The sequence below is a fragment of the Hymenobacter baengnokdamensis genome (assembly GCF_008728635.1).
Taxonomy (GTDB): Bacteria; Bacteroidota; Bacteroidia; order Cytophagales; family Hymenobacteraceae; genus Hymenobacter; species Hymenobacter baengnokdamensis.
Genome location: NZ_CP044285.1, coordinates 390,447 through 413,109 on the forward strand (window position 1 = coordinate 390,447; position 22,663 = coordinate 413,109).

Here is a 22,663-nt window from a genome sequence, read left to right on the forward strand (position 1 = left end):
ACTATTTACCGCCTTTTATTTTAGCAATGATGGCATCGGCCATGTTTTGCGGCACGGTCTCGTAGTGCGAGAAAGTAAGCGAAGCCGAGGCACGGCCCGACGACAGCGTACGCAGGTCGGTAACGTAGCCAAACAGCTCCGACAGTGGCACATCGGCTTTGATAACCTGGGCACCACCTTTGGTATCCATGCCCTTCATCAGGCCACGGCGGCGGTTAAGGTCACCCGTTACCGGGCCAGTATATTCGTCGGGGCAAACTACTTCTACGGCCATGATAGGCTCAAGTAGCTTCGGACCTGCTTTGCGGGCTGCTTCGCGGAAGCCACCACGGGCGGCGAGTTCGAACGACAGCGCGTCCGAATCAACGTCGTGGAAAGAGCCGTGGTACAGACGCACCTTCATGCCCTCAATTGGGAAGCCAGCCAATGGGCCCTGCTTCATGGCCTCTTCAAAGCCCTTCTGGATAGGCGCAATGAATTCGCGGGGAATCACACCGCCCACGATACCATTCTCGAATTCGAAGCCGGGCTTTTCGGGCTCCGTCTCTTTCGGACCAAGCTCAAACACAATGTCGCCGAACTTACCGCGGCCACCGGTTTGCTTCTTGTAGGTTTCACGGTGGTCAACTTTCTTGGTCAGGATTTCTTTGTAGGCAACCTGGGGAGCACCCTGGTTGATTTCTACTTTGAATTCCCGACGCATGCGGTCGATGATGATTTCGAGGTGGAGTTCGCCCATACCGCGCAGTACGGTCTGGCCAGTCTCCTCATCCGTGTTCACGCGCAGGGTCGGGTCTTCCTCAATGAGCTTGGCGATAGCCATACCCATTTTGTCAACGTCGGCCTGCGTCTTGGGCTCGATAGCATAGCCGATTACCGGCTCCGGGAACGACATCGACTCCAGTACCAGCGGGTTTTTCTCGTCCGTCAGCGTATCGCCGGTTTTGATGTCTTTGAAGCCAACACCAGCCGCGATGTCGCCCGCCTGAATCTTGTCAATCGGGTTCTGCTTGTTGGAGTGCATCTGCATGAGGCGCGAGATACGCTCCTTCTTGCCGGTGCGGTTGTTGAGCACGTACGAACCACCATCGAGCACGCCCGAGTAGCAGCGGAAGAAGCAGAGGCGACCAACGTAAGGGTCGGTGGCAATTTTGAACGCCAGCGCAGTAAAAGGCTCCGAGTTATCGGGGTGGCGCTCTACCTCAGCCCCGGTATCGGGGTTGGTGCCCATGATAGCAGGCATGTCGAGCGGCGATGGCAGGTAAGCCATTACAGCATCGAGCATCGTCTGCACACCTTTATTCTTGAAGGCCGAGCCACAGAGTACGGGCGAGAACTTCATGTCGATAACCGCTTTGCGGATAACGACCATCATCTCGTCGCGGGTAATGCTCTCGGGGTCCTCAAAGAATTTCTCCATCAAGGTGTCGTCATATTCGGCAACACTTTCGATGAGCTTTTCGCGCCACTCGGCCACGGTGTCCACGAGGTCCTCGGGAACCGGAATTTCGTTGTACGACTTGCCTTCGGTAGCATCGTCCCACACAATGGCTTTACCCGTGAGCAGGTCGACTACACCTTTAAAGGTATCTTCAGCACCAATCGGGATTTGCAGCGGCACCGGGTTAGCGCCGAGCTTATCTTTGATTTCGCTTACCGCCTTGAAGAAGTCAGCACCGGCGCGGTCCATCTTGTTGACGAAGCATATGCGCGGAACGCTATACTTATCAGCCTGACGCCATACCGTCTCCGACTGCGGCTCTACGCCCGATACGGCGCAGAACAGCGCCACGGCACCGTCGAGCACGCGTAGCGAGCGCTCCACCTCTACCGTAAAGTCAACGTGACCAGGCGTATCGATGAGGTTGATTTTGTACTGGTGCGTCTCAGGAACCGTGTTGCCCTGCGCATCAGTCGGATAGTTCCAGAAGGTAGTAGTAGCGGCCGACGTGATGGTGATACCACGTTCCTGCTCCTGCTCCATCCAGTCCATCGTAGCGGCTCCGTCGTGCACCTCCCCAATCTTGTGGGTTTTGCCGGTGTAGTACAGAATCCGCTCCGAGGTAGTCGTTTTGCCGGCGTCAATATGGGCCATGATGCCAATATTGCGCAGGTATTGTAGCTCTTTGTTGACTGCCATTACGGTAGGTTAATTAGCGCGTTAGCGGATTGATGAGTTCAGGAAAGAAGACAACCAAAGCTGGTTAAACATTCAATCTAAGCTCATCAACCCGCTAAACGTTCGCGTATATTAGAAACGGAAGTGCGAGAAGGCTTTGTTGGCTTCGGCCATGCGGTGGGTGTCGTCTTTTTTCTTAACGGCAGCCCCTTCACCTTTGGCAGCAGCAATGATTTCGCCAGCCAGCTTGTCTTTCATGGTTTTCTCCCCACGGCGACGAGCGTACTGAATCAGCCATTTCGAGCCAACAGCAATGCGGCGGTCGGCGCGCACTTCAATCGGCACCTGGAACGTAGCCCCGCCCACGCGGCGGCTCTTTACCTCGACGGTCGGCATCACGTTGTTCAACGCTTTGCGCCACATTTCGAGGCCGTTCTCTTTAGTGCGGGTCTCTACCTGTTCTACGGCATCGTAGAAAATGGTATAGGCCAGGTTCTTCTTCCCGTCATACATCATGTAATTGACGAAGCGGGTTACGAGCGTCTCCTTGAACTTGGGGTCCGGCAGGAGGATGCGCTTTTTCGGTTTAGACTTACGCATGGTTTAACTAGTTGTCAGTTGTAAGCTGCCAGCTGTCAGTTGCGAACACCGAAATCCGGCCTGACAACTGACAACTAGCAACTGACAACTATTAAATTACTTCTTCTTGGCAGGAGCGCCTTTGCCACCTTTACCTGCGGCTGCGGCGGGCTGGCCCGGCTTCGGGCGCTTGGCGCCGTACTTCGAGCGGCGCTGCAAGCGGCCACTTACACCGGCGGTGTCGAGGGCACCACGGATGATGTGGTAGCGAACACCTGGCAGGTCTTTTACCCGGCCTCCGCGAATGAGCACGATGCTGTGCTCCTGGAGGTTGTGGCCTTCACCGGGAATGTATGCGTTTACTTCCTTACCATTGGTAAGGCGCACACGGGCCACTTTGCGCATAGCCGAGTTCGGCTTCTTAGGCGTGGTGGTATACACGCGAGTGCATACGCCCCGACGCTGCGGGCACGAATCAAGAGCGGGCGACTTCGACTTGGTAGTCAAAGCTTCCCGGCCTTTCCGTACTAGTTGGTTGATGGTTGGCATTTAGCGATTGGTTGAACGAGAGCCGTTTGCTCCCAAATTTTCAGGCCTGCAAAGGTAGGAAAAAGGTTTGGCAATAGCAAACTCGCTGAAAAAGTTAATTTTCCGTTTACTGGCGGTTAGGTAAGCTGCACTCTACGCCTCCCCTACCGCGCCGCCGAAGTTCATTGGATAGCTGGGCGCTTCCTGATGCACCTTGATGGGACCGAAGCTCTGCTCGAAGCGCTGGATATTTTCTTCCAGCGCCGAAAGCAGGCGCTTGGCGTGCTCGGGCGTGAGAATGACGCGGGCTTTCACTTTGGCCTTGGGCGCGCCGGGCATCATGCGAATGAAATCTACTACAAACTCGCTGCTGCTATGTGCAATCAGGGCCAGGTTAGCATACTCGCCTTCGGCAATGGCTTCGCTTAGCTCAATGTTGAGCGCGTTGGGGTCGGGGTTCTGGGGTTGGGTGGGTTGCATTTTTATCTTTTTTAAATATTAAGATAATTTCATTAATAATATTTAAACTTTCAGCTACAAAACTTGTGTAATACTCTCAAAACACAAAATAATCACATTTAACCTTAAACAAAAACATATGCAAACAATTAATCAGGCACGTAATCAAGTTAAAAAGAATGAAAAAATACTTGAGAAAGAACAACAAAAACTTAGTAATTCCAGAAGTTTTAGCCCTTCAGGTAGATATCCTCAAGAAAGTAAAAAAGCTATTCAGAACAGTATTAATGAGGCAAAAATTAAGATAACAGAGTCGGAAGAAAATGTACTTGCAGTTAAAGTTGCTCTTCGCCGAAGAAAAATAAATTCACTTCCCAAGTAAGCAAAAACCCCCGACTAGCTCGCACCAGTCGGGGGTTACTATTTACAAACCTACATCATTCACTACTCCTGCACGGTTGTCTCACGCTTGGCGCGTGAGGGGCGCTTGGCCGGAACAGCAGCCTGCTCGGCAGCCTGGGTAGCCAGTTTGGTCGCGTGGTCGTCTTTCGACGACACCTCGATGCCCTGATACTCGCGCAAGCCAGTACCGGCCGGGATGAGGTGACCAACGATTACGTTCTCTTTCAAGCCCAGCAGCTCATCGGCTTTGCCACGGATGGCGGCCTCGCTGAGCACCTTGGTCGTCTCCTGGAAGGAGGCAGCCGAGATAAACGAAGCCGTACCCAGCGAAGCCTGCGTGATGCCTTGCAGCGTGGGCCGCGATACGGCCGGCTGTGCGTCGCGCACCTGCGCCAGCTTGAGGTCGCGGCGGCGGAGCGACGAGTTTTCGTCGCGCAGCTTGCGGCTGGTCACAATCTGGCCAGGGCGCAGCTCGGTCGAATCGCCCGCATCAGTCACGACTTTCATGTCGATAACGATGTCGTTCTCTTCCATGAGCAGCACTTTGTCGACGAGCTGATTTTCGAGGAAGCTCGTGTCGCCGGCGTCCATTACCAGCACTTTCTGCATCATCTGGCGGACGATAACTTCAATGTGCTTGTCGTTGATTTTCACGCCCTGCAAGCGGTATACTTCCTGAATCTCGTTCACGAGGTATTCCTGCACCGAGCCGGGGCCCTGAATATTCAGGATATCGCTTGGGGTGATGGCACCATCGGAGAGCGGCGCACCAGCCCGCACGAAGTCGTTGTCCTGCACCAGGATAAACTTCGACAGCGGTACCATGTACTTCCGCTTCACACCGTCTTTCGACTCCACGAAGATTTCGCGGTTACCACGCTTTACCGAGCCGTAGGTTACGACGCCATCGATTTCCGACACTACAGCCGGGTTCGAGGGGTTACGGGCTTCGAAGAGCTCCACTACGCGGGGCAGACCACCCGTGATGTCGCGGGTTTTGCCCACGGCACGCGGAATCTTGGCCAGGATGTGACCAGCTTTCACTTTCACGCCGTTCTCGACGTTCAGGTGAGCGCCTACCGGCATGCTGTACGCTTTGGTAGCGTCGGCATCGGCACCCTTAGCAGGGTTCAGCAATACTGATGGGTTCTGCGCCTTGTCTTTCGACTCGACAATTACCTTCTCGCGGAAGCCCGTCTGTTCGTCGGTCTCCTCACGGTAAGTAACGCCTTCAGTGAGCGCGTCGTACTGGATAGTACCATCAAACTCGGCCAGAATAACGGCGTTGTAAGGGTCCCAGTTAACCAGCTCTTTGCCTTTCTCCACCTCTTCGCCCTCCTTAACAAGCAGGAACGAGCCGTACGGAACGTGGTTGGAGATAAACACCTTGCCGGTGCCTTTCTCTACGATGCGAACTTCGCCCGAGCGACCCATTACCACGTTGGTTTCAGCTCCTTCGGAGTTGACGCCAGCTACGGTACGGATATCCTCGAACTCGACGATACCGGCAAACTTGGCGCGGATGTTCGCTTCTACCGTGATGTTGGAAGCCGTACCACCTACGTGGAAGGTACGCAGCGTGAGCTGGGTACCGGGCTCGCCAATCGACTGCGCAGCGATAACACCCACGGCTTCGCCTTTCTGCACCATGCGGCCAGTAGCCAGGTTACGGCCGTAGCACTTGGCGCAGATACCGCGCTTGCTTTCGCAGGTCAGTACCGAGCGAATCTCCACCGACTCAATGCTGGTAGCGTCGATGCGGCGGGTAGTCTCCTCGATGATTTGCTCACCGGCAGCCAAGATTAGCTCGTTGGTCAGCGGGTCGATGATATCGTGCACGGCCGTACGGCCGAGGATACGCTCCGAAAGCGGCTCCACGATGTCTTCGTTGTCTTTCAGGGCGAAGGTTTCGGTACCGCGCAGCGTGCCGCAGTCGGGCTCGTTGACGATAACGTCCTGCGATACGTCTACCAGACGACGGGTCAGGTAGCCAGCGTCGGCCGTTTTCATAGCCGTGTCGGCCAGACCTTTACGGGCACCGTGCGTCGAGATGAAGTACTCGATTACGTCGAGGCCTTCTTTGAAGTTCGACAGAATCGGGTTCTCGATAATCTCGCCTACCGAGCCTTGCAGCGACTTCTGGGGCTTAGCCATCAGGCCGCGCATACCGCCGAGCTGACGAATCTGCTCCCGCGAGCCACGGGCGCCCGAGTGCATCATCATGTAGATAGAGTTGAAGCCCTGGTTCTCCTTTTCGAGGCGGCCCATGAGCGTCTCCGTAATCTGCGAGTTGATGCGCGTCCAGACGTCGATGACCTGGTTGTAGCGCTCGTTGTTCGTAATCAGACCCATCTGGTAGTTCTGCATTACGGCAGCTACATCGGCCTGCGCCTGCTTGATGAGAATATCTTTCTCTTTCGGAATCTGAATATCACCCAGACCCATGCTCAAGCCGCCTTTGTAGGCCGACTGGAAGCCTAGTGTCTTGATGTCGTCCAGGAACTGCGCGGTACGGGCCATGCCCGTGCGCTTGAACACCATCGAGATAATTTGCTGAAGCTTTTTCTTGGTCAGCAGCTCATCCACGAAACCTACTTCCTGGGGCACGAGCTGGTTGAAGAGCACGCGGCCGGCTACGGTTTCGATGGTTTTCTGAACGAGGTCATCGTTCTCATCGCGAACCATCGTGCGCACCTTAATGTAGGCGTGCTTCGACAACTGCTTTTCGTTGAGGGCAATAACTACTTCTTCATCGGAGTAAAACGCCCGGCCTTCGCCCTGGATTTGCTCTTCCGGCGTCGAGCGCTTGCCTTTGGTTACGTAGTACAAGCCCAGAACCATGTCCTGCGACGGTACCGCGATGGGCGCGCCGTTGGCGGGGTTCAGGATGTTGTGCGACGCCAACATGAGCATCGAAGCTTCCAGGATAGCAGCCGGGCCCAGCGGCACGTGCACCGCCATCTGGTCACCGTCAAAGTCAGCGTTAAAAGCCGTACAAACGAGCGGGTGCAGCTGAATAGCCTTGCCCTCGATGAGGCGCGGCTGGAACGCCTGGATGCCCAGACGGTGCAGCGTAGGAGCACGGTTGAGGAGCACCGGGTGGCCTTTCAGCACGTTCTCCAGGATATCCCATACCACGGCGTCCTTTCGGTCGACAATCTTCTTAGCCGACTTCACCGTCTTCACAATACCGCGCTCAATGAGCTTGCGGATGATGAACGGCTTGAACAGCTCGGCCGCCATGTTCTTAGGCAGGCCGCACTCGTGCAGCTTCAGCTCCGGACCCACCACGATTACCGAACGGCCCGAATAGTCAACCCGCTTACCGAGCAGGTTTTGGCGGAAGCGGCCCTGCTTGCCTTTCAGCATATCGGACAGCGACTTTAGGGCGCGGTTGCCTTCGGCCCGTACAGCGTTTACCTTCCGAGAGTTGTCGAAGAGCGAGTCAACGGCCTCTTGCAGCATCCGCTTCTCGTTCCGCAGAATTACCTCCGGCGCTTTGATTTCAATCAGGCGCTTGAGGCGGTTGTTGCGGATGATAACGCGACGGTACAGGTCGTTGAGGTCGGACGTGGCAAAACGCCCACCATCCAACGGCACCAACGGACGCAGTTCGGGCGGAATCACCGGCACCATGCGGATTACCATCCACTCGGGGCGGTTCTCCACGCGGGTAGCGGCATCGCGGAACGCTTCTACTACACGCAAACGCTTCAGCGCCTCAGCTTTACGCTGCTGCGAGGTTTCGTGTGCAGCCGAATCGCGGAGCGAGTAGCTCAGCTCGTCGAGGTTGATGCGCTCGAGCAGCATCTGCAGCGCGTCGGCGCCCATCTTGGCGATGAACTTCTGGGGGTCTTCGTTTGGCAGCAGCTGGTTTTCGCGCGGCAGCTTGTCGATGATGTCCAGGTACTCATCCTCCGTGAGGAAGTCGAGCTGCTGCACACCTTCTTCGGCCTGTACGCCGGGCTGAACCACTACATAGCGTTCGTAATATATAATCTGGTCGAGCTTCTTGGTGGGCAGGCCCAGCAGGTAGCCGATTTTATTCGGCAGGCTCTTAAAGTACCAGATGTGCGCTACGGGCACCACCAGCTCGATGTGGCCCATGCGCTCGCGGCGTACCTTCTTCTCGGTCACCTCCACGCCGCAGCGGTCGCAGATGATGCCCTTATAGCGGATGCGCTTGTATTTGCCGCAGTGGCATTCCCAGTCCTTTACCGGGCCGAAAATCCGTTCGCAGAACAGGCCACCCATTTCGGGCTTGTAGGTGCGGTAGTTAATCGTTTCCGGCTTCACCACTTCACCGGTGCTGCGCTCCAGAATTGCTTCGGGCGAGGCCAGCGAGATGGTAACCTTGGAGAAGTCTTGTACTAACTTCTTATTTTTTGCGAAAGCCATTTAGGTTGGTTTTTAGCTGTTAGCTGTTTGGCTTTTAGCTGTTAGAGTTTCTTCTAACAGGTCGACGCTACGAAAAGTGCTCTGCGGGTCGGACAGGTACGCCGCGCAGTAGGTTTTCGCTAGGTCTTGTTTTTGCCCCTCTGCAGTCGCGCTTCCCACCTTGTGCTACCCTGACCTGTCTCGGGGCAGTAGTATCGTGGACGGGGCGCTTTGCCGCGAGGCGGATTTTAACCAGGAATATCAATCATCATATCGACCGGATAGTGTTCACCACAACTATCACAGATACCACTACCAGGTTGCTCCATGCCGGGATTCATGCGACGAAACTGAGTAACCTTTTTGCTGGTATGGACACATCTTTTTGTTTCTCTTTTTTGACTTACAAACCAGAAAAAGACAACATTATAAATGCCACAAATACAGTAAAGGCAGACATCTGGTTTTATTTTCTAAGCTTTCAAAAACCCAGCAACTAACAAATCCTCGTCTACATCTTCCCAGTGAATACCCTGCCCACGGCCAATTAGCCGCCAGTTATTACGGGCTTCTTCTGAAGCATCTCGCAACCGAGGGTACCAGTCAATGGGCACGCCCACTTCGCGGCCATCCGCCAGACGGACGTACAGCTTGCTATCGTCAAACCACACAGTGGTAGCAGAGACAGTTTCGGGCTTTCTAGTTAAAGTACTCATGCTAGGCTTGTAGTAAATGAGCTTGATACTCCACAACCATCTTCCGCAATTGATTGATTTCCTTAGCAGAGAATCCCGAAGAGCTGACTAACTCTACCGGGTCAAGCCAGAACCTGGCCAGTTCATCTGCTCGCTCAATGTGAATATGCGGCGGCTCACTGCATTCGTTACTGTAAAAGAAGAATCGAAAACCAAGAAGCCGTAAGGCTGTGGGCATTCAATCAAGACATTACTGAAAGTTGGTTGCCAATGCTTGCGCACCAGCAACCAACATTTTCAATCAACCTACTCCAGCGTGATTTCCAGCGCCAGACCGCGTAGCTCGTGAATCAACACGTTGAACGACTCGGGAATATTCGGCTTGGGCAATACGTCGCCTTTTACAATGGCTTCGTACGCTTTGGCCCGGCCTACTACGTCGTCCGACTTCACCGTCAGGATTTCCTGGAGCACGTTGGAAGCACCGAAGGCCTCCAGTGCCCACACTTCCATCTCGCCGAAGCGCTGGCCACCGAACTGTGCCTTACCACCCAGCGGCTGCTGCGTGATGAGCGAGTATGGCCCGATAGAACGCGCGTGCATCTTGTCGTCAACCAGGTGGCCAAGCTTGAGCATGTAAATCACACCCACGGTTACCGGCTGGTCGAAGCGGTCGCCGGTCAGGCCGTCGTGCAGATAGGCACGGCCCCAGTCGGGCAGGCCAGCTTCGGTCAACTCACGGGCAACTTCGTCTTCGGTAGCGCCGTCGAAAATCGGGGTTGCATAAGTGCGCCCCATTTTCAGACCAGCCCAACCGAGTACGGTTTCGTAAATCTGACCGATGTTCATCCGGCTCGGTACGCCGAGCGGGTTGAGCACAATGTCCATCGGGGTGCCGTCGGGCAGGAAGGGCATGTCCTCATCGCGCACGATACGGGCTACTACCCCTTTGTTACCGTGGCGGCCGGCCATCTTATCACCTACTTTCAGCTTGCGCTTCTTGGCAATATAGACTTTCGCTAATTGAACAATGCCGGCGGGCAGCTCGTCGCCAACTTCCAGCGTGAAGCGCTCCCGCTTGAAGCGAGCCGTGATGGTGTTGCGGCGCTTGGCGTAGTTTTTCACCAGGCGGAGCAGCAGCTCATTCACGCGAGCATCCGCGGTCCAGCCTTCCAGCTGCAGGTCTTTGAAGAGGTTCACTTCTTCCGGCACCGCGTAGTTGCTTTCGTCGCGATAAGCATTCTTATCGGGGAACAGCGCCTCGCTGATGTTTTTCCGGTTGAACTTCACGCCTTTCGTCAGCACGTCGTCGCCAAAGCGGTGCTTGATGCCCTGGCTCGTCTTGCCTTCCAGCAAGCCTACCAGCTTATCAATCATTATCGCCTTCACGCCGCGCAATTCACGGGCATAGCCTTCCTTCAAATCTTCTACTTCTTTCTTCGACTTGGCACGAAGGTTTTTGTCCTTCTTGGGCCGCGAGAAGAGTTTGGTGCCGATAACTACCCCATTCAGGGAGGGGGGCGCCTTAAGTGAAGCATCCTTCACGTCGCCGGCTTTGTCGCCGAAGATGGCGCGGAGCAGTTTCTCTTCCGGAGTCGGGTCGGTTTCGCCCTTCGGCGTAATCTTGCCGATGAGGATATCGCCTTCCTTCACCTCCGCCCCAAGGCGGATAATGCCGTTGTCGTCGAGGTTGCGAACGGCTTCCTCACTCACGTTCGGAATTTCCGAAGTCAGCTCTTCTTCGCCGCGCTTGGTCTCGCGCACTTCCAGCTCAAACTCTTCGATGTGAATCGAAGTAAAGATATCGTCGCGTACTACGCGCTCCGAGATGACGATGGCGTCCTCGAAGTTGTAGCCCTGCCACGGCATGAAGGCAACCTGCATGTTGCGGCCTAGGGCCAGCTCGCCGCGGTTGGTACCATAGCCTTCGCAAAGCACCTGGCCTTTGGTTACGCGCTCGCCGTTTTTCACCAGCGGCGTGAGGTTGAGGCAGGTATCCTGGTTGGTACGACGGAACTTAATGAGGCTGTACGTTTTACGCTCAGCGTCAAAGCTTACAGCCACATCGTCGTCCGACAGGTCGTACTTAATAATAATGCGGTTAGCGTCAACCGAGTCAACCACGCCTTCGCCCTCGGCGATGATTAGCGCGCGCGAGTCGATGGCCGTACGGCCTTCCAGACCCGTGCCCACAATCGGGGCCTCGGGACGGAGCAGCGGCACCGCCTGGCGCTGCATGTTCGAGCCCATGAGCGCCCGGTTGGCGTCATCGTGCTCCAGGAACGGAATCAGCGAAGCAGCAACCGATACAATCTGGTTTGGGGCTACGTCCATGTAGGTATACTCATCCGGTGCTACCACCGGGAAGTCACCTTCAAAACGACCTTTCACCAACTGCTGCGTCATTTTACCTTCCTCGCTTAGCAGCGAGTTGGCCTGGGCAATGTGGTGCGTGTCTTCTTCTTCGGCAGTCAGGAACTTCACATTAGAAGTCATGTCTACCGTACCAGCTTTTACGTGGCGGTAAGGCGTTTCGATGAAACCCATCGAGTTTACGCGGGCGTGCACGCAGAGTGACGAAATCAGACCAATGTTCGGGCCTTCCGGCGTTTCAATGGTGCACAGGCGGCCGTAGTGCGTGTAGTGAACGTCACGCACCTCGAAACCAGCGCGCTCCCGGCTCAAACCTCCCGGCCCGAGCGCCGAAACGCGACGCTTGTGCGTCACCTCGGCCAGCGGGTTGGTCTGGTCCATGAACTGCGACAGCTGGTTGGTGCCGAAGAACGAGTTAATCACGCTCGAAAGCGTGCGGGCATTAATCAGGTCAACCGGCTTGAAGTCTTCGTTGTCGCGCACGTTCATGCGCTCCTTGATGGTACGTGCCATACGGGCCAGGCCCACGCCGAACTGGGCGTAGAGCTGCTCACCCACTGTGCGCACACGGCGATTGCTCAAGTGGTCAATGTCATCGACAATCGCCTTCGAGTTAATCAGGCCAATCAGGTACTTCACAATCAGTACAATATCCTGATTAGTCAATACCCGCGACTCCTGACTCATGTCAATCTGGAGCTTCTTGTTAATCCGGTAGCGGCCTACTTCCCCAAGGTCGTAGCGCTTGTCGGAGAAGAACAGCTTCTGGATAATATCACGAGCGGTTTCTTCGTCGGGCGCCTCGGTGTTGCGGAGCTGACGGTAAATCTGCTCAACGGCTTCTTTCTCCGAGTTGGAGTTGTCCTTCTGCAAGGTGTTGTAAATAATTGCAAAATCCGCAATATTCACATTCTCCTTGTGCAGAATCACCGATTTAGCACCGGCCTCCACAATGGTGTCAATATCTTCCTCGTTGATGGTCGAGTCGCGCTCCAGCAGCACTTCGTTCCGGTCGATAGAAACTACCTCCCCGGTATCCTCGTCCACGAAGTCTTCCGTCCAGGTGCGCAGCACCCGGGCGGCCAGCTTACGGCCAACGGCCTTTTTGAGGCTCTTCTTGTCGGCTTTCACTTCTTCGCTAAGGCCAAACAAGTCCAGAATGTCCTTGTCCGTGCCGTAGCCGATAGCGCGCAACAGCGTAGTAACCGGGAATTTCTTCTTGCGGTCGATGTAGGCGTACATCACGTTGTTCACGTCCGTGGCAAATTCAATCCACGAGCCTTTGAACGGAATAATGCGGGCCGAATACAGCTTAGTACCGTTCGTGTGCTTGCTCTGAGCGAAGAAAACGCCCGGCGAGCGGTGCAATTGCGATACGATAACGCGCTCGGCACCGTTAATAACAAACGAGCCTTTTTCCGTCATGTACGGAATATTGCCCAGGAAAACCTCCTGCTCAATAGTCTGGAAGTCCTCGTTGTCCTTGTCGTTGCAAATGAGCTGCAGCTTCGCCTTCAGCGGCACGGCATAGGTCAGGCCGCGGTCGATGCACTCATCCACCGTATACTTGGGTGGGTCAACGTGATAATCGATAAAGTTCAGCACGAAGTTTTCGCGCGAGTCCGAAATCGGGAAGTTCTCGGCAAATACCTTGAACAAGCCTTCATTCGTGCGGCTGGCAGCGGCTGTTTCGAGCTGAAAGAACTCCTGGAACGACTGCACCTGCACGTCCAGAAAGTCCGGGTACTCGATAACTTTCTTAATCTTGGCGAAATTGATTCGCTCACTGGCCCCAGTCAGGTGTTTGACTTCGGCGGCCTCAGTTGCTTGCGGTGTAGCCAATTGGAAAGGTTTTAAAAATGTACACGTAAGCTATTGTAGCTACGCGAGTTGACTCTACTATCAACCTAAGTTCGGAAGGTTGCTTTTACACCTGCACCTACGGTAAAAGCCTTCAGACGAATTCAGGGGTTATGAGCGCAGCAAAGGACCTTACCACGCTGTTTGTCAAATGAGTCCGAAACTCCTGCGACGTGTAACGTGATAAGGTCCTTGTATTTTGCTTCGCTCCATGCCAGATGATAGAAGAAGAAAACTGCTAGTGTAGGACAACCAAAAACAGTAGCTTTCAGTTGCAAAAGGTAACTTATTCTCTACAAACAGGAAAAGACCTGACTAAGTGCCAGGCCTAATCCGATTCGGGAGCAAGCCCGTAGGCGAACCTACTTAACTTCTACTTCAGCACCAGCTTCTTCGAGCTGCTTCTTCAGGCCTTCGGCCTCATCCTTGGTAACACCTTCTTTCAGGGGCTTGGGAGCACCGTCAACCAGTTCCTTGGCTTCTTTCAGGCCCAGGCCGGTCAGGTCTTTTACCAGCTTAACTACCTGCAGCTTAGCGCCACCGGCAGCTTTCAGGATTACGTCAAACGTGGTTTTCTCCTCAGGAGCCTCAGCAGCAGCGGCGCCACCACCGTTGCTGGCAGGAGCAGGAGCGGCAGCAGCAGGCTCGATGCCATACTCGTCTTTCAGGATACCAGCGAGTTCGTTTACTTCTTTAACGGTGAGGCTAACAAGCTGCTCAGCGAAGGCTTTCAAATCGGCCATTTCGGTAGGGTATTAGGGGGTGTAAGTTGAAAATTGAAAGTTGAAAAAGGTGAGCAGCGGTTAGCCAGCAGCTTCTTCTTTTTCGGAAAGCGTTTTGAGGATGCCAGCCAGCTTGTTGCCGCCACTCGACAGAGCAGAGATAACGTTTTTGGCGGGCGATTGCAGCAGGCCGATGAGTTCACCGAGCAGCTCCTGCTTGCCTTTGATGGTGGTAAGGCCTTCGAGCTGGTCAGCACCGATATAAATGCTGGCGTCGATAAAGGCCCCTTTCAGCGCGGGCTTCGGCGTTACGCCACGACCATAAGACTGGGCTTTGTAGAAGTCCTTCAGCAGCTTGGCCGGGGCATTACCACTCTCTTTCGAGAACAATACGCCCGACTGGCCTTTCAGCGCTGCGTCCATCTCGCTGGTGTCGCCACCGAGGGTGTCGAGCGCTTTGCGGATGAACGAGTTCTTATACACCTTGAATTCCATGCCGCGGTTGAAGCAGAGGCGACGGAAGTCATTGATTTTCGCTACCGACATGCCCGAGGCATCGGCAATATAGAATGCGTTGTGCGACTGAAACTTCTCGCTCAACTCATCCACGAGGGCTTGTTTTTCTTCCCGATTCATGGTTGGTTGATATTATTAGTTAGCGGAAGAAACCGTGCTGTCAACCGGTACGGCCGGCGACATAGTGCTGCTGAGCGTGATGCTGCGGATGTAGGTACCTTTCGAAGAAGATGGCTTCAGGCGACCGAGCGTCTGAATCACTTCCAGTGCGTTCTCAGCCAGCTTGCTGGGGTCGAACGATACTTTACCTACCGAGCAGTGAATGATACCGGTTTTGTCAACTTTGAAGTCGATTTTACCAGCCTTCACTTCCTGCACCGCCTTAGCTACGTCGGTCGTTACCGTACCCGACTTCGGGTTTGGCATCAGACCACGCGGGCCAAGTACGCGACCGAGGCGACCAACTTTCGCCATTACCGAAGGCATGGTGATAATTACGTCGATGTCGGTCCAGCCTTTTTCGATTTTAGCAATGTAGTCGTCCAGACCTACGAAGTCGGCACCGGCGGCGGTAGCTTCGGCTTCCTTATCGGCAGGCACCAGGGCCAGTACGCGAACGGTTTTGCCAGTGCCGTGGGGCAGGGTGGCTACGCCACGCACCATCTGGTCGGCTTTGCGGGGGTCTACACCGAGGCGAACGTCGATATCAACCGAGGCGTCGAACTTGGTGTACGTAATGTCCTTCACCACTTGCGCGGCTTCGAGCAGGCTGCGTACCTGCGTCAGGTCATGCTTGGCAAGGGCTTCCTTGCGCTTTTTGCTGATTGCTGCCATTGTGTATGTCCTCCGGTTAGTTATTCAGCAAAAGGCGAGTCGCCCTTCACGGTGATACCCATGCTGCGAGCCGTACCGGCTACCTGCTTCATGGCCGACTCCACTTTGAAAGCGTTCAGGTCGGGCATTTTGGTTTCGGCGATGGTCCGAACCTGGTCCCAGGTTACCGAGCCCACTTTGTTACGGTTAGGCTCTTTCGAGCCGTTCTGCAACTTGGCGGCATCCATCAGGAGAACCGGTACCGGAGGAGTCTTGATGACGAAGTCAAAAGACTTATCGGTGTACATCGTAATCAGGACGGGGCAGATTTGGCCGGCTTTATCCTGGGTGCGCGCATTAAACTGCTTGCAAAACTCCATGATATTCAAGCCTTTACTACCAAGCGCAGGTCCAATCGGCGGCGCGGGATTCGCGGAGCCTCCCTTTACCTGAAGTTTCAGGTAACCTCTAATTTCTTTGGCCATTTGGTTGATAAAGCTGCGGCAGGCACGACGTAACTCGCGCTAGCCTCAGTTCAGATAATACTCCTAGTGGAAGCCCCGCCTGACCGGAGTGGATATCAGACGACGTATAGGGTTTGTTACTCTTTCTCGACCTGCGTGTAGCTCAACTCTACGGGCTGAGCGCGGCCGAAAATTTTCACGATAACATTCAGTTTCTTACGCTCCTCAAATACTTCGTTGACGTTGCCGCTGAAGCCGTTGAACGGACCATCAATAACTTTTACCAGCTCACCAACCGTGAAAGGAGTTTCCAGTTCGGCTGTCTTTTCTTCGGCCTCGTCAACTACGCCCAGCAGGCGGTTTACCTCGTTCAGCGACAAAGGCACTGGCTTGGCGTTGGTCGTCTTGGTTTCCTTATCGCCCAGAAAACCAATTACGCCCGGCGTGGAGGTGATGATATTCTGCACCTCACCGTGCGTCAGGTCCGAATGAATAATAATATAGCCGGGATACAGGTTGCGCTCGCGCACGCGCTTCTTGCCGTTGCGCATCTCAAACACCTTCTCAACCGGAATCAGCACCTGCGGAAGCAGCTCCTGCAAGTTGTGGCGACCAACTTCGGTCTCCATATACGTTTTGGCTTTTTTCTCTTGGCCGCTCACCGAGCGTACCACATACCATTTCAATTCACCCATCTTCTTAAAACCTAGCGGGCGAAAGTTTGATAAAATGCGTTCAGGGCGGTGTTAAAGCTCACGTCCATCAGGCCCACCACGGCGGCGAACACGAGGGAGCCAATCAGCACCAGACCGGCGCTCTTTTGCAGCTCGGTAGTTGAGGGCCACGTTACGTTGTAACGCATTTCCTCGATGGTGTCGCGGAAATAGTTGTTCAGCTTAGCCATGGTTGCAAAAAGCCGGTGAGGGCAGATAAAACAGCCGCAACAGCGGCTGAAAGTGGCACGAGTGGAGAGATTCGAACTCCCATCAAAGGTTTTGGAGACCTCTATTCTACCCTTGAACTACACTCGTGTAAGTGGTTCCCATCAGACGCAATTCGTCAATGGGAGTGCAAAGGTAAACAAACATGGTAGAAAAAACAAGACTAAGTGTGTATTTCAACAATTTACTTATCTATCAGCTCTTCATAACGTGCTCCATTGCACTTGAAGCACACGCCACTCTGAACATGACTATATTCAGAAAATGACCCTGACCCGTTGCAACGGCTACAGGGAGTATATCCCAAAGCTTCGCCTTCATAGCTAAGGACAGGTATCACAGTTGTATCGTGTATCTCTTGATGGCACCAGTTGCAAAGAGTTATTAATGCGCTGTCAGGATAATCCCAAGGGTATCTATTAATTATATAAAATTTATGATGGACCTCAAACCATACTGCTCCTTTCGGCGACAACTCAAGGCTATTAACTATCTCATCGTTTCCTTTCCTAACTTTCTCAATGAAAAAATGTCTGTACTTACCATTTTCATCTCGAGCTGCACCAATTACTTCGGTTTCTGCTGTTTGACATCTGGCACATTTACATCCATCTCTTACTATAATTTCCTTCCTTCTGCCAGCCCATTCGGATGTTTGAAGTAGCTGGTGATAGGGAATTGGCTGCTTACCGTACTTGCTTTGCATAGTAGTCAGGGTTAACTTGTGTTCCATCAGTTTCAAAGAGAGGATTTTACACGCAATTATAATTGATAGTACAACAAAAAACGCCCCCGAGCAATCGAGGGCGTTTTTATAGTTAGGAATTAACCTAAAACTAGTCGAGGATTTCGGTTACCTGACCGGCACCTACCGTACGGCCACCTTCACGGATAGCGAAGCGGAGGCCTTTCTCCATTGCCACTTTGCTGATAAGCTCCACCGTGATGGTGATGTTATCGCCGGGCATTACCATTTCAACGCCCTCGGGGAGGGTGATGATGCCGGTAACGTCGGTGGTACGCAGGTAGAACTGCGGACGGTAGTTGTTGAAGAAAGGAGTGTGGCGGCCGCCTTCCTCTTTCGAGAGCACGTATACCTCAGCCTTGAACTTCTGGTGAGGCTTTACCGAGCCGGGCTTGCAGATAACCATGCCGCGACGGATGGCTTCTTTCTCAATGCCACGGAGCAGCAGACCTACGTTGTCACCAGCTTCGCCGCGGTCCAGGATTTTGCGGAACATTTCCACACCCGTTACCGTCGACTTCAGGCCTTCAGCAGCACCCATACCCAGGATGTCAACCTGCTCGCCCGAGTTGATGATACCGCGCTCGATACGACCGGTAGCAACCGTGCCACGACCCGTAATCGAGAACACGTCCTCTACTGGCATCAGGAAAGGCAAGTCGGTCAGACGGGCAGGAATCGGAATAAACGAATCCACTGCAGCCATCAGCTCGTTGATTTTGGGAACCCAGTTGGCATCGCCGTTCAGGCCGCCCAGCGCCGAGCCCTGGATAACCGGAATGTTGTCGCCGTCGAAGTTGTAGAACGAGAGGAGTTCGCGGATTTCCATTTCCACCAGCTCAAGCAGCTCGGGGTCATCCACCATGTCCACTTTGTTCATGAACACTACCAGTTGGGGAACACCTACCTGACGGGCGAGCAGGATGTGCTCACGGGTCTGGGGCATTGGGCCGTCGGTAGCAGCTACCACGAGGATAGCGCCGTCCATTTGGGCAGCACCCGTTACCATGTTCTTCACATAGTCAGCGTGACCGGGGCAGTCAACGTGCGCATAGTGACGGTTGGCGGTAGAGTACTCTACGTGGGCGGTGTTGATGGTGATACCACGCTCTTTTTCCTCGGGGGCGTTGTCAATCGAGGAGAAGTCGCGCTTTTCAGCCAGACCCTGGTTAGCCAGCACCGTGGTGATAGCTGCGGTCAGGGTCGTCTTGCCGTGGTCAACGTGACCGATGGTGCCGATGTTTACGTGCGGCTTCGACCGGTCGAAATTTTCTTTAGCCATTGTAAAGAGTTGAGAAAAAAGAGGGGAATTAAAGTAAAAGCAAGTAGTCTATATGGCAAGAAAGCGAAACCCAGCTTGGGCCAATTCAGGCTTAGGTGCTGCGTATCGCTTCTCTTGCTGACCCGGCCCTAACCCACCCAAAGGGCGGGTAGTTCCGTAACTGCTGAGCCATTTATGGGATTTGAACCCATGACCTCTTCCTTACCAAGGAAGTGCTCTACCACTGAGCTAAAACGGCTTATTCTATAAAATGATAAAATGAGCGGGAGACGAGGTTCGAACCCGCGACCTGCAGCTTGGAAGGCTGCCGCTCTACCAACTGAGCTACTCCCGCAGATGGTACTCATTTTATTAAAGTGGGGGTAACAGGACTCGAACCTATGAACCCGAAGGAGGTGAGTTACAGTCACCCGCAATTGCCGCTATGCGATACCCCCATTTGTTTGCAAATCCGGCCGCTTGCTGGAATTGAGACGCAAAAGTACAGGTTTTTCGGGAAGATGCAAGTACTGCTCAAGAAAAAGTTGTGTGCCGGGACGCTCATTTCCGGTAACTACGCGCTTTATACGGCTTCGTAAGCAGCGCTCAGGCTATCCTTTGGGTTGGTTCACATTAAGTTATAAAATGCTTTGAGCCGCTCATCCGTTTCTTTACTTTTTATGTCAAGCAGCACTGCTTTAAGGTCGGGCTGGCTGGGTGCGAGCACCATGAGGCCTTTATATGCCCCCAGCCGCACGAAGTATTGGGGATGGGTACGGGCAATGGTCTCCAGGGTTTGTACTCCCTTTTCGCGCTCAATGACGGGCATCTGCACCATAAAGGCGCCAAATGCCTGCAGGTAGGTATAGAGGTCGGTGTCGGTGAGGTCGGGCAGACGGCGCATAAACCAGGCGTACTGGTCGATGCTGCCGCGCTGGGCATAATAGCCGGCCAGCGACACAAGCAGGGTAGAATTAGTTGTATTATCTAGGGCCGCCAGCTGGGTGCGGGCAGGCGAGGTAGGGAGTTTGGCAAGGGCATCAATAGCGCTAGCCTCCACCAGGTAAGAGCTGTCGCGCAGCGCCGTGAGGTAAGTGGAGGCGTAATTTTCGCCGGGGAAGGAAGCCAGCGTGATAAGCGCCTGCGCCCGCACGGCACTATTCGGGTCGGTGGTAGCCAGATGCTGAATTTCGGCCCGCACGGCGTTGGCCGACGGACCGCGGTAGCCGCGCAGATGGTCGAGCGCCGTGCGGCGCACGGCGAAGAAGTTATCAGTCAGCGCATTGCGAAACAGGCCGCTGACGCCAAAGTCGGTCGTCTTATTTTGCAGCAGGTCCATTGCCTCATATTTCTGCAAGTAGCTGCGGGCGTGGTAAAACTGAAATACCAGCTCCTCCATACTACGCTCTTCGTCTAGTTGAGCCAGCAGTTGGCCTTCGCTATCGAATTTCACCATTGTGGGCTTATCGGCAGCGAGGAAAGAGAAGGTCTGGTCGGCTTTCGTGATAGTGATGCGGTGCTCGGTAGGCTTCTCCTTTTGCCACACCGTAACGGCTACCGGCAGGCGAAACACTGGCTGGAAGAGCGTATCCTGCGTTTGCTGCACATGCAGCAGCACCTGACCGTTGCTGTAGGAATGGGTGATTTTCAGCTCGGGATGACCGCGCTGCATAAACCACTGGTCGAAGAACCAGTGCAGGTCTTCGCCCGTCGTTTCTTCGAAAGCCGTGCGCAGCTTGCTGATTTCAACGGCGGTGAGCTTGTTTTTGGTGAGGTAATGATTGAGGCCGGCAAAAAATGCATCATCACCTATATATTTACGCAGCATATGCAATACCCGTCCCCCCTTCTCGTAGGAATGGCGGTCGAACATATCCTCGCGGTTGGCATAATGGTAGCGGATGAGCGGCTCGCGCTTCGACTCGGCTTCTTCGAGGTAATGGGCCAAGTCCTGCTGCTGCACCAGTGCCGCGGCATCGGCGCCGTATTTGTACTCGGCCCAGAGATACTGCGAGTAGTTAGCAAAGCTCTCATTGAGCGGCAGGTTGCTCCACGACTCGCAGGTGACGTAGTCGCCAAACCAGTGGTGAAATAGCTCGTGGGCAATAATGGACTCGGAGGTCTCGTAGGCAGCATCGAGCAGCTCGCGGCGGGTGGCCTGGATGGTAGCACCGTGGACCGTAGCAGTCGCATTTTCCATAGCCCCACTCACATAGTCGCGTACTGCTATCTGCGAATATTTCTCCCACGGATAGTCAATGCCGAGCTTTTTGGAAAAGAAGTCCATCATTTCGGGCGTGCGCCCAAAAACGGCTTTAGCTGTGCTCTTATACTTGGGCTCTACATAGTAGTCAACCGCTTTGCCGTGCCAGGTATCGGCTACTACGGCAAAGTCGCCAACGGCCATCATGGTGAGGTAAGGGGCGGCGGGCAGGGTTTGGCGCCAGGTATCGGTGCGCGAGCCGTCGGCATTCTTTCGGGAGGCTATCAGCAGGCCATTGGAAAGCGTTTTGAACTGGTCCTCGACCGTCATTACAATCTCCTGGGTCATGCGCTGGTTTGGCTCGTCGATGGTCGGAAACCAGCAGGAGCTGCTTTGCGTCTCACCCTGCGTCCAGATTTGCCGGGGCTTGTTGGCCTCCTTGCCCAGCGGATTAATAAAATACAGGCCCTTGGCCGCCGTAATGGCTTCGCTACCACCGGCCGGCAGCTCATTGGGCTTAGCTACGTAGGCAATGCGTACCTGATAAGGCTGCTCCCGTGAGTACGCGTGGTCGAGGGCAATGGTAAGCCGACGGCCATCGTACTTATACGTCAGAACCTTGGGTGCTTTCCCGCTTAGCAGCTGCACACTTTTTATATCAAAGCCTTTGGCGTCAAGCTTCAAATCGCTTTGGGCATAAAAATGCGGGCGTAGCGTAAGCACCGCCGTTCCAAGCAGATACTGGTGCGCGTAATCAAAACGCACATCGAGCTTGGTATCCAGTACATCCGTGAGCTGGGTAGCGGCCGGCTGCAGGGGCGCGGTGGGCGGCAGCCACGAAGGGACGGTGATACTGGCCGAAGCAGGCGCGACGGGAGCCTCAACCGCTTTCTTATGATTATCCTTGCTTGAGCCACCAGTCGACTGGCCTCGGGAAGGCAGGGCAATCGCTACACAAACAATAAAACTAGCGGGAATTATAAATCGCATATTACTATCGGACCCTGGAAAAGGCTGGCAAGTTCCGACGAAATTAAGATTCACCGTACCTTTAACCCAGTTTCGGCCAGCAGGGCCGGCTTCTCTATGCTTAGTATCAGCATTGGCTCAGCACATAGCTGGGAGGTGGATTTTCAGGCCACCGACTCCCTTACCCTCAATGGCCAGCCCTTTGCCTGGGATGTGGCACCGCTCGGAAACGGGCGCTATCACGTGCTTTACCAGGGGCAGTCGTATACTGCCGAGCTGGTAGAAGCCGATTATGCGGCCAAGACCTTCACGCTGAAAATCAATGGCCAGCGGGTAGACTTGCACGCCAAAGACCGGTTCGACTTACTCCTCGACCGGCTGGGGCTGAGCGATGCCAATGTTGCCCGGATAAACGAGTTGAAGGCCCCCATGCCGGGCCTCATTATTGACATTCGGGTGCAGCCCGGCCAGGCCGTGCTGAAGGGCGACCCGCTGCTGGTACTGGAAGCCATGAAAATGGAAAATATTTTAAAAGCCCCGGCCGACGGGACTATCGGCAGCATCAAAGTAGACCTGCGGGCCAATGTTACCAAAGGCCAGGTACTGGTACAGTTTGCCTGATTCTACCCTCTCCCCT

General features: G+C 54.4%; 18 protein-coding genes and 4 tRNA genes. 2 read left to right on the top strand and 20 right to left on the bottom strand.

Annotated features, from left to right (window positions below):
* Window position 1 precedes the first annotated feature (1 nt).
* The 4 genes from fusA to F6X24_RS01680 all read right to left on the bottom strand — a co-directional run bounded on the left by fusA (window position 2) and on the right by F6X24_RS01680 (window position 3,706).
* Complete coding sequence (fusA, locus tag F6X24_RS01665; protein ID WP_151086053.1) at window positions 2–2,140, bottom strand: elongation factor G; 2,139 nt, start codon at window positions 2,138–2,140, stop codon at window positions 2–4.
* 111 nt (window positions 2,141–2,251) lie between these two features.
* Window positions 2,252–2,719: a 30S ribosomal protein S7 gene (rpsG, locus tag F6X24_RS01670; RefSeq protein ID WP_144846837.1), complete on the bottom strand. Its 468-nt coding sequence runs from the start codon at window positions 2,717–2,719 to the stop codon at window positions 2,252–2,254.
* A gap of 96 nt (window positions 2,720–2,815) precedes the next feature.
* Window positions 2,816–3,247: a 30S ribosomal protein S12 gene (gene rpsL / locus F6X24_RS01675; protein WP_068340417.1), complete on the bottom strand. Its 432-nt coding sequence runs from the start codon at window positions 3,245–3,247 to the stop codon at window positions 2,816–2,818.
* 132 nt (window positions 3,248–3,379) lie between these two features.
* Complete coding sequence (locus F6X24_RS01680; RefSeq protein WP_151086055.1) at window positions 3,380–3,706, bottom strand: DUF3467 domain-containing protein; 327 nt, start codon at window positions 3,704–3,706, stop codon at window positions 3,380–3,382.
* 118 nt (window positions 3,707–3,824) lie between these two features.
* Here F6X24_RS01680 and F6X24_RS01685 point away from each other — a divergent pair, with 118 nt between their 5' ends.
* The gene (locus F6X24_RS01685; protein WP_151086056.1) at window positions 3,825–4,067 is read left to right on the top strand and encodes a hypothetical protein; all 243 of its coding nucleotides are present in this window, start codon (window positions 3,825–3,827) and stop codon (window positions 4,065–4,067) included.
* Window positions 4,068–4,129: 62 nt separating this feature from the next.
* On the opposite strand, the gene rpoC is transcribed toward F6X24_RS01685, so the two are convergent.
* From rpoC to F6X24_RS01765, 16 genes are all read right to left on the bottom strand, one after another.
* On the bottom strand, window positions 4,130–8,485 hold the full coding sequence (gene rpoC, locus F6X24_RS01690; RefSeq protein ID WP_151086058.1) for a DNA-directed RNA polymerase subunit beta': 4,356 nt from the start codon (window positions 8,483–8,485) through the stop codon (window positions 4,130–4,132).
* Between the two features lie 452 nt (window positions 8,486–8,937).
* Complete coding sequence (locus F6X24_RS01695) at window positions 8,938–9,180, bottom strand: DUF2442 domain-containing protein (protein WP_151086060.1); 243 nt, start codon at window positions 9,178–9,180, stop codon at window positions 8,938–8,940.
* Window position 9,181: 1 nt separating this feature from the next.
* The gene (locus tag F6X24_RS01700; protein ID WP_151086061.1) at window positions 9,182–9,397 is read right to left on the bottom strand and encodes a DUF4160 domain-containing protein; all 216 of its coding nucleotides are present in this window, start codon (window positions 9,395–9,397) and stop codon (window positions 9,182–9,184) included.
* Between the two features lie 68 nt (window positions 9,398–9,465).
* Window positions 9,466–13,332: a DNA-directed RNA polymerase subunit beta gene (gene rpoB, locus F6X24_RS01705; RefSeq protein ID WP_151089477.1), complete on the bottom strand. Its 3,867-nt coding sequence runs from the start codon at window positions 13,330–13,332 to the stop codon at window positions 9,466–9,468.
* A gap of 422 nt (window positions 13,333–13,754) precedes the next feature.
* The gene (rplL, locus tag F6X24_RS01710; protein WP_151086063.1) at window positions 13,755–14,135 is read right to left on the bottom strand and encodes a 50S ribosomal protein L7/L12; all 381 of its coding nucleotides are present in this window, start codon (window positions 14,133–14,135) and stop codon (window positions 13,755–13,757) included.
* Between the two features lie 60 nt (window positions 14,136–14,195).
* The gene (rplJ, locus tag F6X24_RS01715) at window positions 14,196–14,750 is read right to left on the bottom strand and encodes a 50S ribosomal protein L10 (protein ID WP_151086065.1); all 555 of its coding nucleotides are present in this window, start codon (window positions 14,748–14,750) and stop codon (window positions 14,196–14,198) included.
* Between the two features lie 15 nt (window positions 14,751–14,765).
* Window positions 14,766–15,464: a 50S ribosomal protein L1 gene (gene rplA / locus F6X24_RS01720; RefSeq protein ID WP_151086067.1), complete on the bottom strand. Its 699-nt coding sequence runs from the start codon at window positions 15,462–15,464 to the stop codon at window positions 14,766–14,768.
* A 20-nt stretch (window positions 15,465–15,484) separates the two neighbouring features.
* Window positions 15,485–15,928: a 50S ribosomal protein L11 gene (rplK, locus tag F6X24_RS01725; protein ID WP_068340394.1), complete on the bottom strand. Its 444-nt coding sequence runs from the start codon at window positions 15,926–15,928 to the stop codon at window positions 15,485–15,487.
* A gap of 116 nt (window positions 15,929–16,044) precedes the next feature.
* Window positions 16,045–16,602 (bottom strand): transcription termination/antitermination protein NusG, encoded by a 558-nt coding sequence (gene nusG / locus F6X24_RS01730; protein ID WP_151086068.1) that lies wholly within the window; start codon window positions 16,600–16,602, stop codon window positions 16,045–16,047.
* Window positions 16,603–16,613: 11 nt separating this feature from the next.
* Window positions 16,614–16,811 (bottom strand): preprotein translocase subunit SecE, encoded by a 198-nt coding sequence (gene secE, locus F6X24_RS01735; protein ID WP_151086070.1) that lies wholly within the window; start codon window positions 16,809–16,811, stop codon window positions 16,614–16,616.
* A gap of 53 nt (window positions 16,812–16,864) precedes the next feature.
* Window positions 16,865–16,938 (bottom strand) — tRNA-Trp (locus F6X24_RS01740).
* Window positions 16,939–17,684: 746 nt separating this feature from the next.
* The gene (tuf, locus tag F6X24_RS01745) at window positions 17,685–18,875 is read right to left on the bottom strand and encodes an elongation factor Tu (protein ID WP_151086072.1); all 1,191 of its coding nucleotides are present in this window, start codon (window positions 18,873–18,875) and stop codon (window positions 17,685–17,687) included.
* 166 nt (window positions 18,876–19,041) lie between these two features.
* Window positions 19,042–19,113 (bottom strand) — tRNA-Thr (locus tag F6X24_RS01750).
* Between the two features lie 23 nt (window positions 19,114–19,136).
* Window positions 19,137–19,209, bottom strand: a tRNA-Gly gene (locus F6X24_RS01755).
* Between the two features lie 23 nt (window positions 19,210–19,232).
* Window positions 19,233–19,312 (bottom strand) — tRNA-Tyr (locus F6X24_RS01760).
* A 170-nt stretch (window positions 19,313–19,482) separates the two neighbouring features.
* Window positions 19,483–22,047 carry a M1 family metallopeptidase gene (locus tag F6X24_RS01765; RefSeq protein WP_151086073.1) on the bottom strand — a complete coding sequence of 855 codons (2,565 nt, stop codon included), beginning with the start codon at window positions 22,045–22,047 and terminating at the stop codon, window positions 19,483–19,485.
* Window positions 22,048–22,143: 96 nt separating this feature from the next.
* Here F6X24_RS01765 and F6X24_RS01770 point away from each other — a divergent pair, with 96 nt between their 5' ends.
* Complete coding sequence (locus F6X24_RS01770) at window positions 22,144–22,647, top strand: acetyl-CoA carboxylase biotin carboxyl carrier protein subunit (RefSeq protein ID WP_151086075.1); 504 nt, start codon at window positions 22,144–22,146, stop codon at window positions 22,645–22,647.
* Window positions 22,648–22,663: the final 16 nt, after the last annotated feature.

Bases quoted from the DNA above. Each gene is read 5' to 3' on its own strand.
- fusA (WP_151086053.1), bottom strand. From the start codon at position 2,140: ATGGCAGTCAACAAAGAGCTACAATACCTGCGCAATATTGGCATCATG.
- rpsG (WP_144846837.1), bottom strand. From the start codon at position 2,719: ATGCGTAAGTCTAAACCGAAAAAGCGCATCCTCCTGCCGGACCCCAAG.
- rpsL (WP_068340417.1), bottom strand. From the start codon at position 3,247: ATGCCAACCATCAACCAACTAGTACGGAAAGGCCGGGAAGCTTTGACT.
- F6X24_RS01680 (WP_151086055.1), bottom strand. From the start codon at position 3,706: ATGCAACCCACCCAACCCCAGAACCCCGACCCCAACGCGCTCAACATT.
- F6X24_RS01685 (WP_151086056.1), top strand. From the start codon at position 3,825: ATGCAAACAATTAATCAGGCACGTAATCAAGTTAAAAAGAATGAAAAA.
- rpoC (WP_151086058.1), bottom strand. From the start codon at position 8,485: ATGGCTTTCGCAAAAAATAAGAAGTTAGTACAAGACTTCTCCAAGGTT.
- F6X24_RS01695 (WP_151086060.1), bottom strand. From the start codon at position 9,180: ATGAGTACTTTAACTAGAAAGCCCGAAACTGTCTCTGCTACCACTGTG.
- F6X24_RS01700 (WP_151086061.1), bottom strand. From the start codon at position 9,397: ATGCCCACAGCCTTACGGCTTCTTGGTTTTCGATTCTTCTTTTACAGT.
- rplL (WP_151086063.1), bottom strand. From the start codon at position 14,135: ATGGCCGATTTGAAAGCCTTCGCTGAGCAGCTTGTTAGCCTCACCGTT.
- rplJ (WP_151086065.1), bottom strand. From the start codon at position 14,750: ATGAATCGGGAAGAAAAACAAGCCCTCGTGGATGAGTTGAGCGAGAAG.
- rplA (WP_151086067.1), bottom strand. From the start codon at position 15,464: ATGGCAGCAATCAGCAAAAAGCGCAAGGAAGCCCTTGCCAAGCATGAC.
- rplK (WP_068340394.1), bottom strand. From the start codon at position 15,928: ATGGCCAAAGAAATTAGAGGTTACCTGAAACTTCAGGTAAAGGGAGGC.
- nusG (WP_151086068.1), bottom strand. From the start codon at position 16,602: ATGGGTGAATTGAAATGGTATGTGGTACGCTCGGTGAGCGGCCAAGAG.
- secE (WP_151086070.1), bottom strand. From the start codon at position 16,811: ATGGCTAAGCTGAACAACTATTTCCGCGACACCATCGAGGAAATGCGT.
- tuf (WP_151086072.1), bottom strand. From the start codon at position 18,875: ATGGCTAAAGAAAATTTCGACCGGTCGAAGCCGCACGTAAACATCGGC.
- F6X24_RS01765 (WP_151086073.1), bottom strand. From the start codon at position 22,047: ATGCGATTTATAATTCCCGCTAGTTTTATTGTTTGTGTAGCGATTGCC.
- F6X24_RS01770 (WP_151086075.1), top strand. From the start codon at position 22,144: ATGCTTAGTATCAGCATTGGCTCAGCACATAGCTGGGAGGTGGATTTT.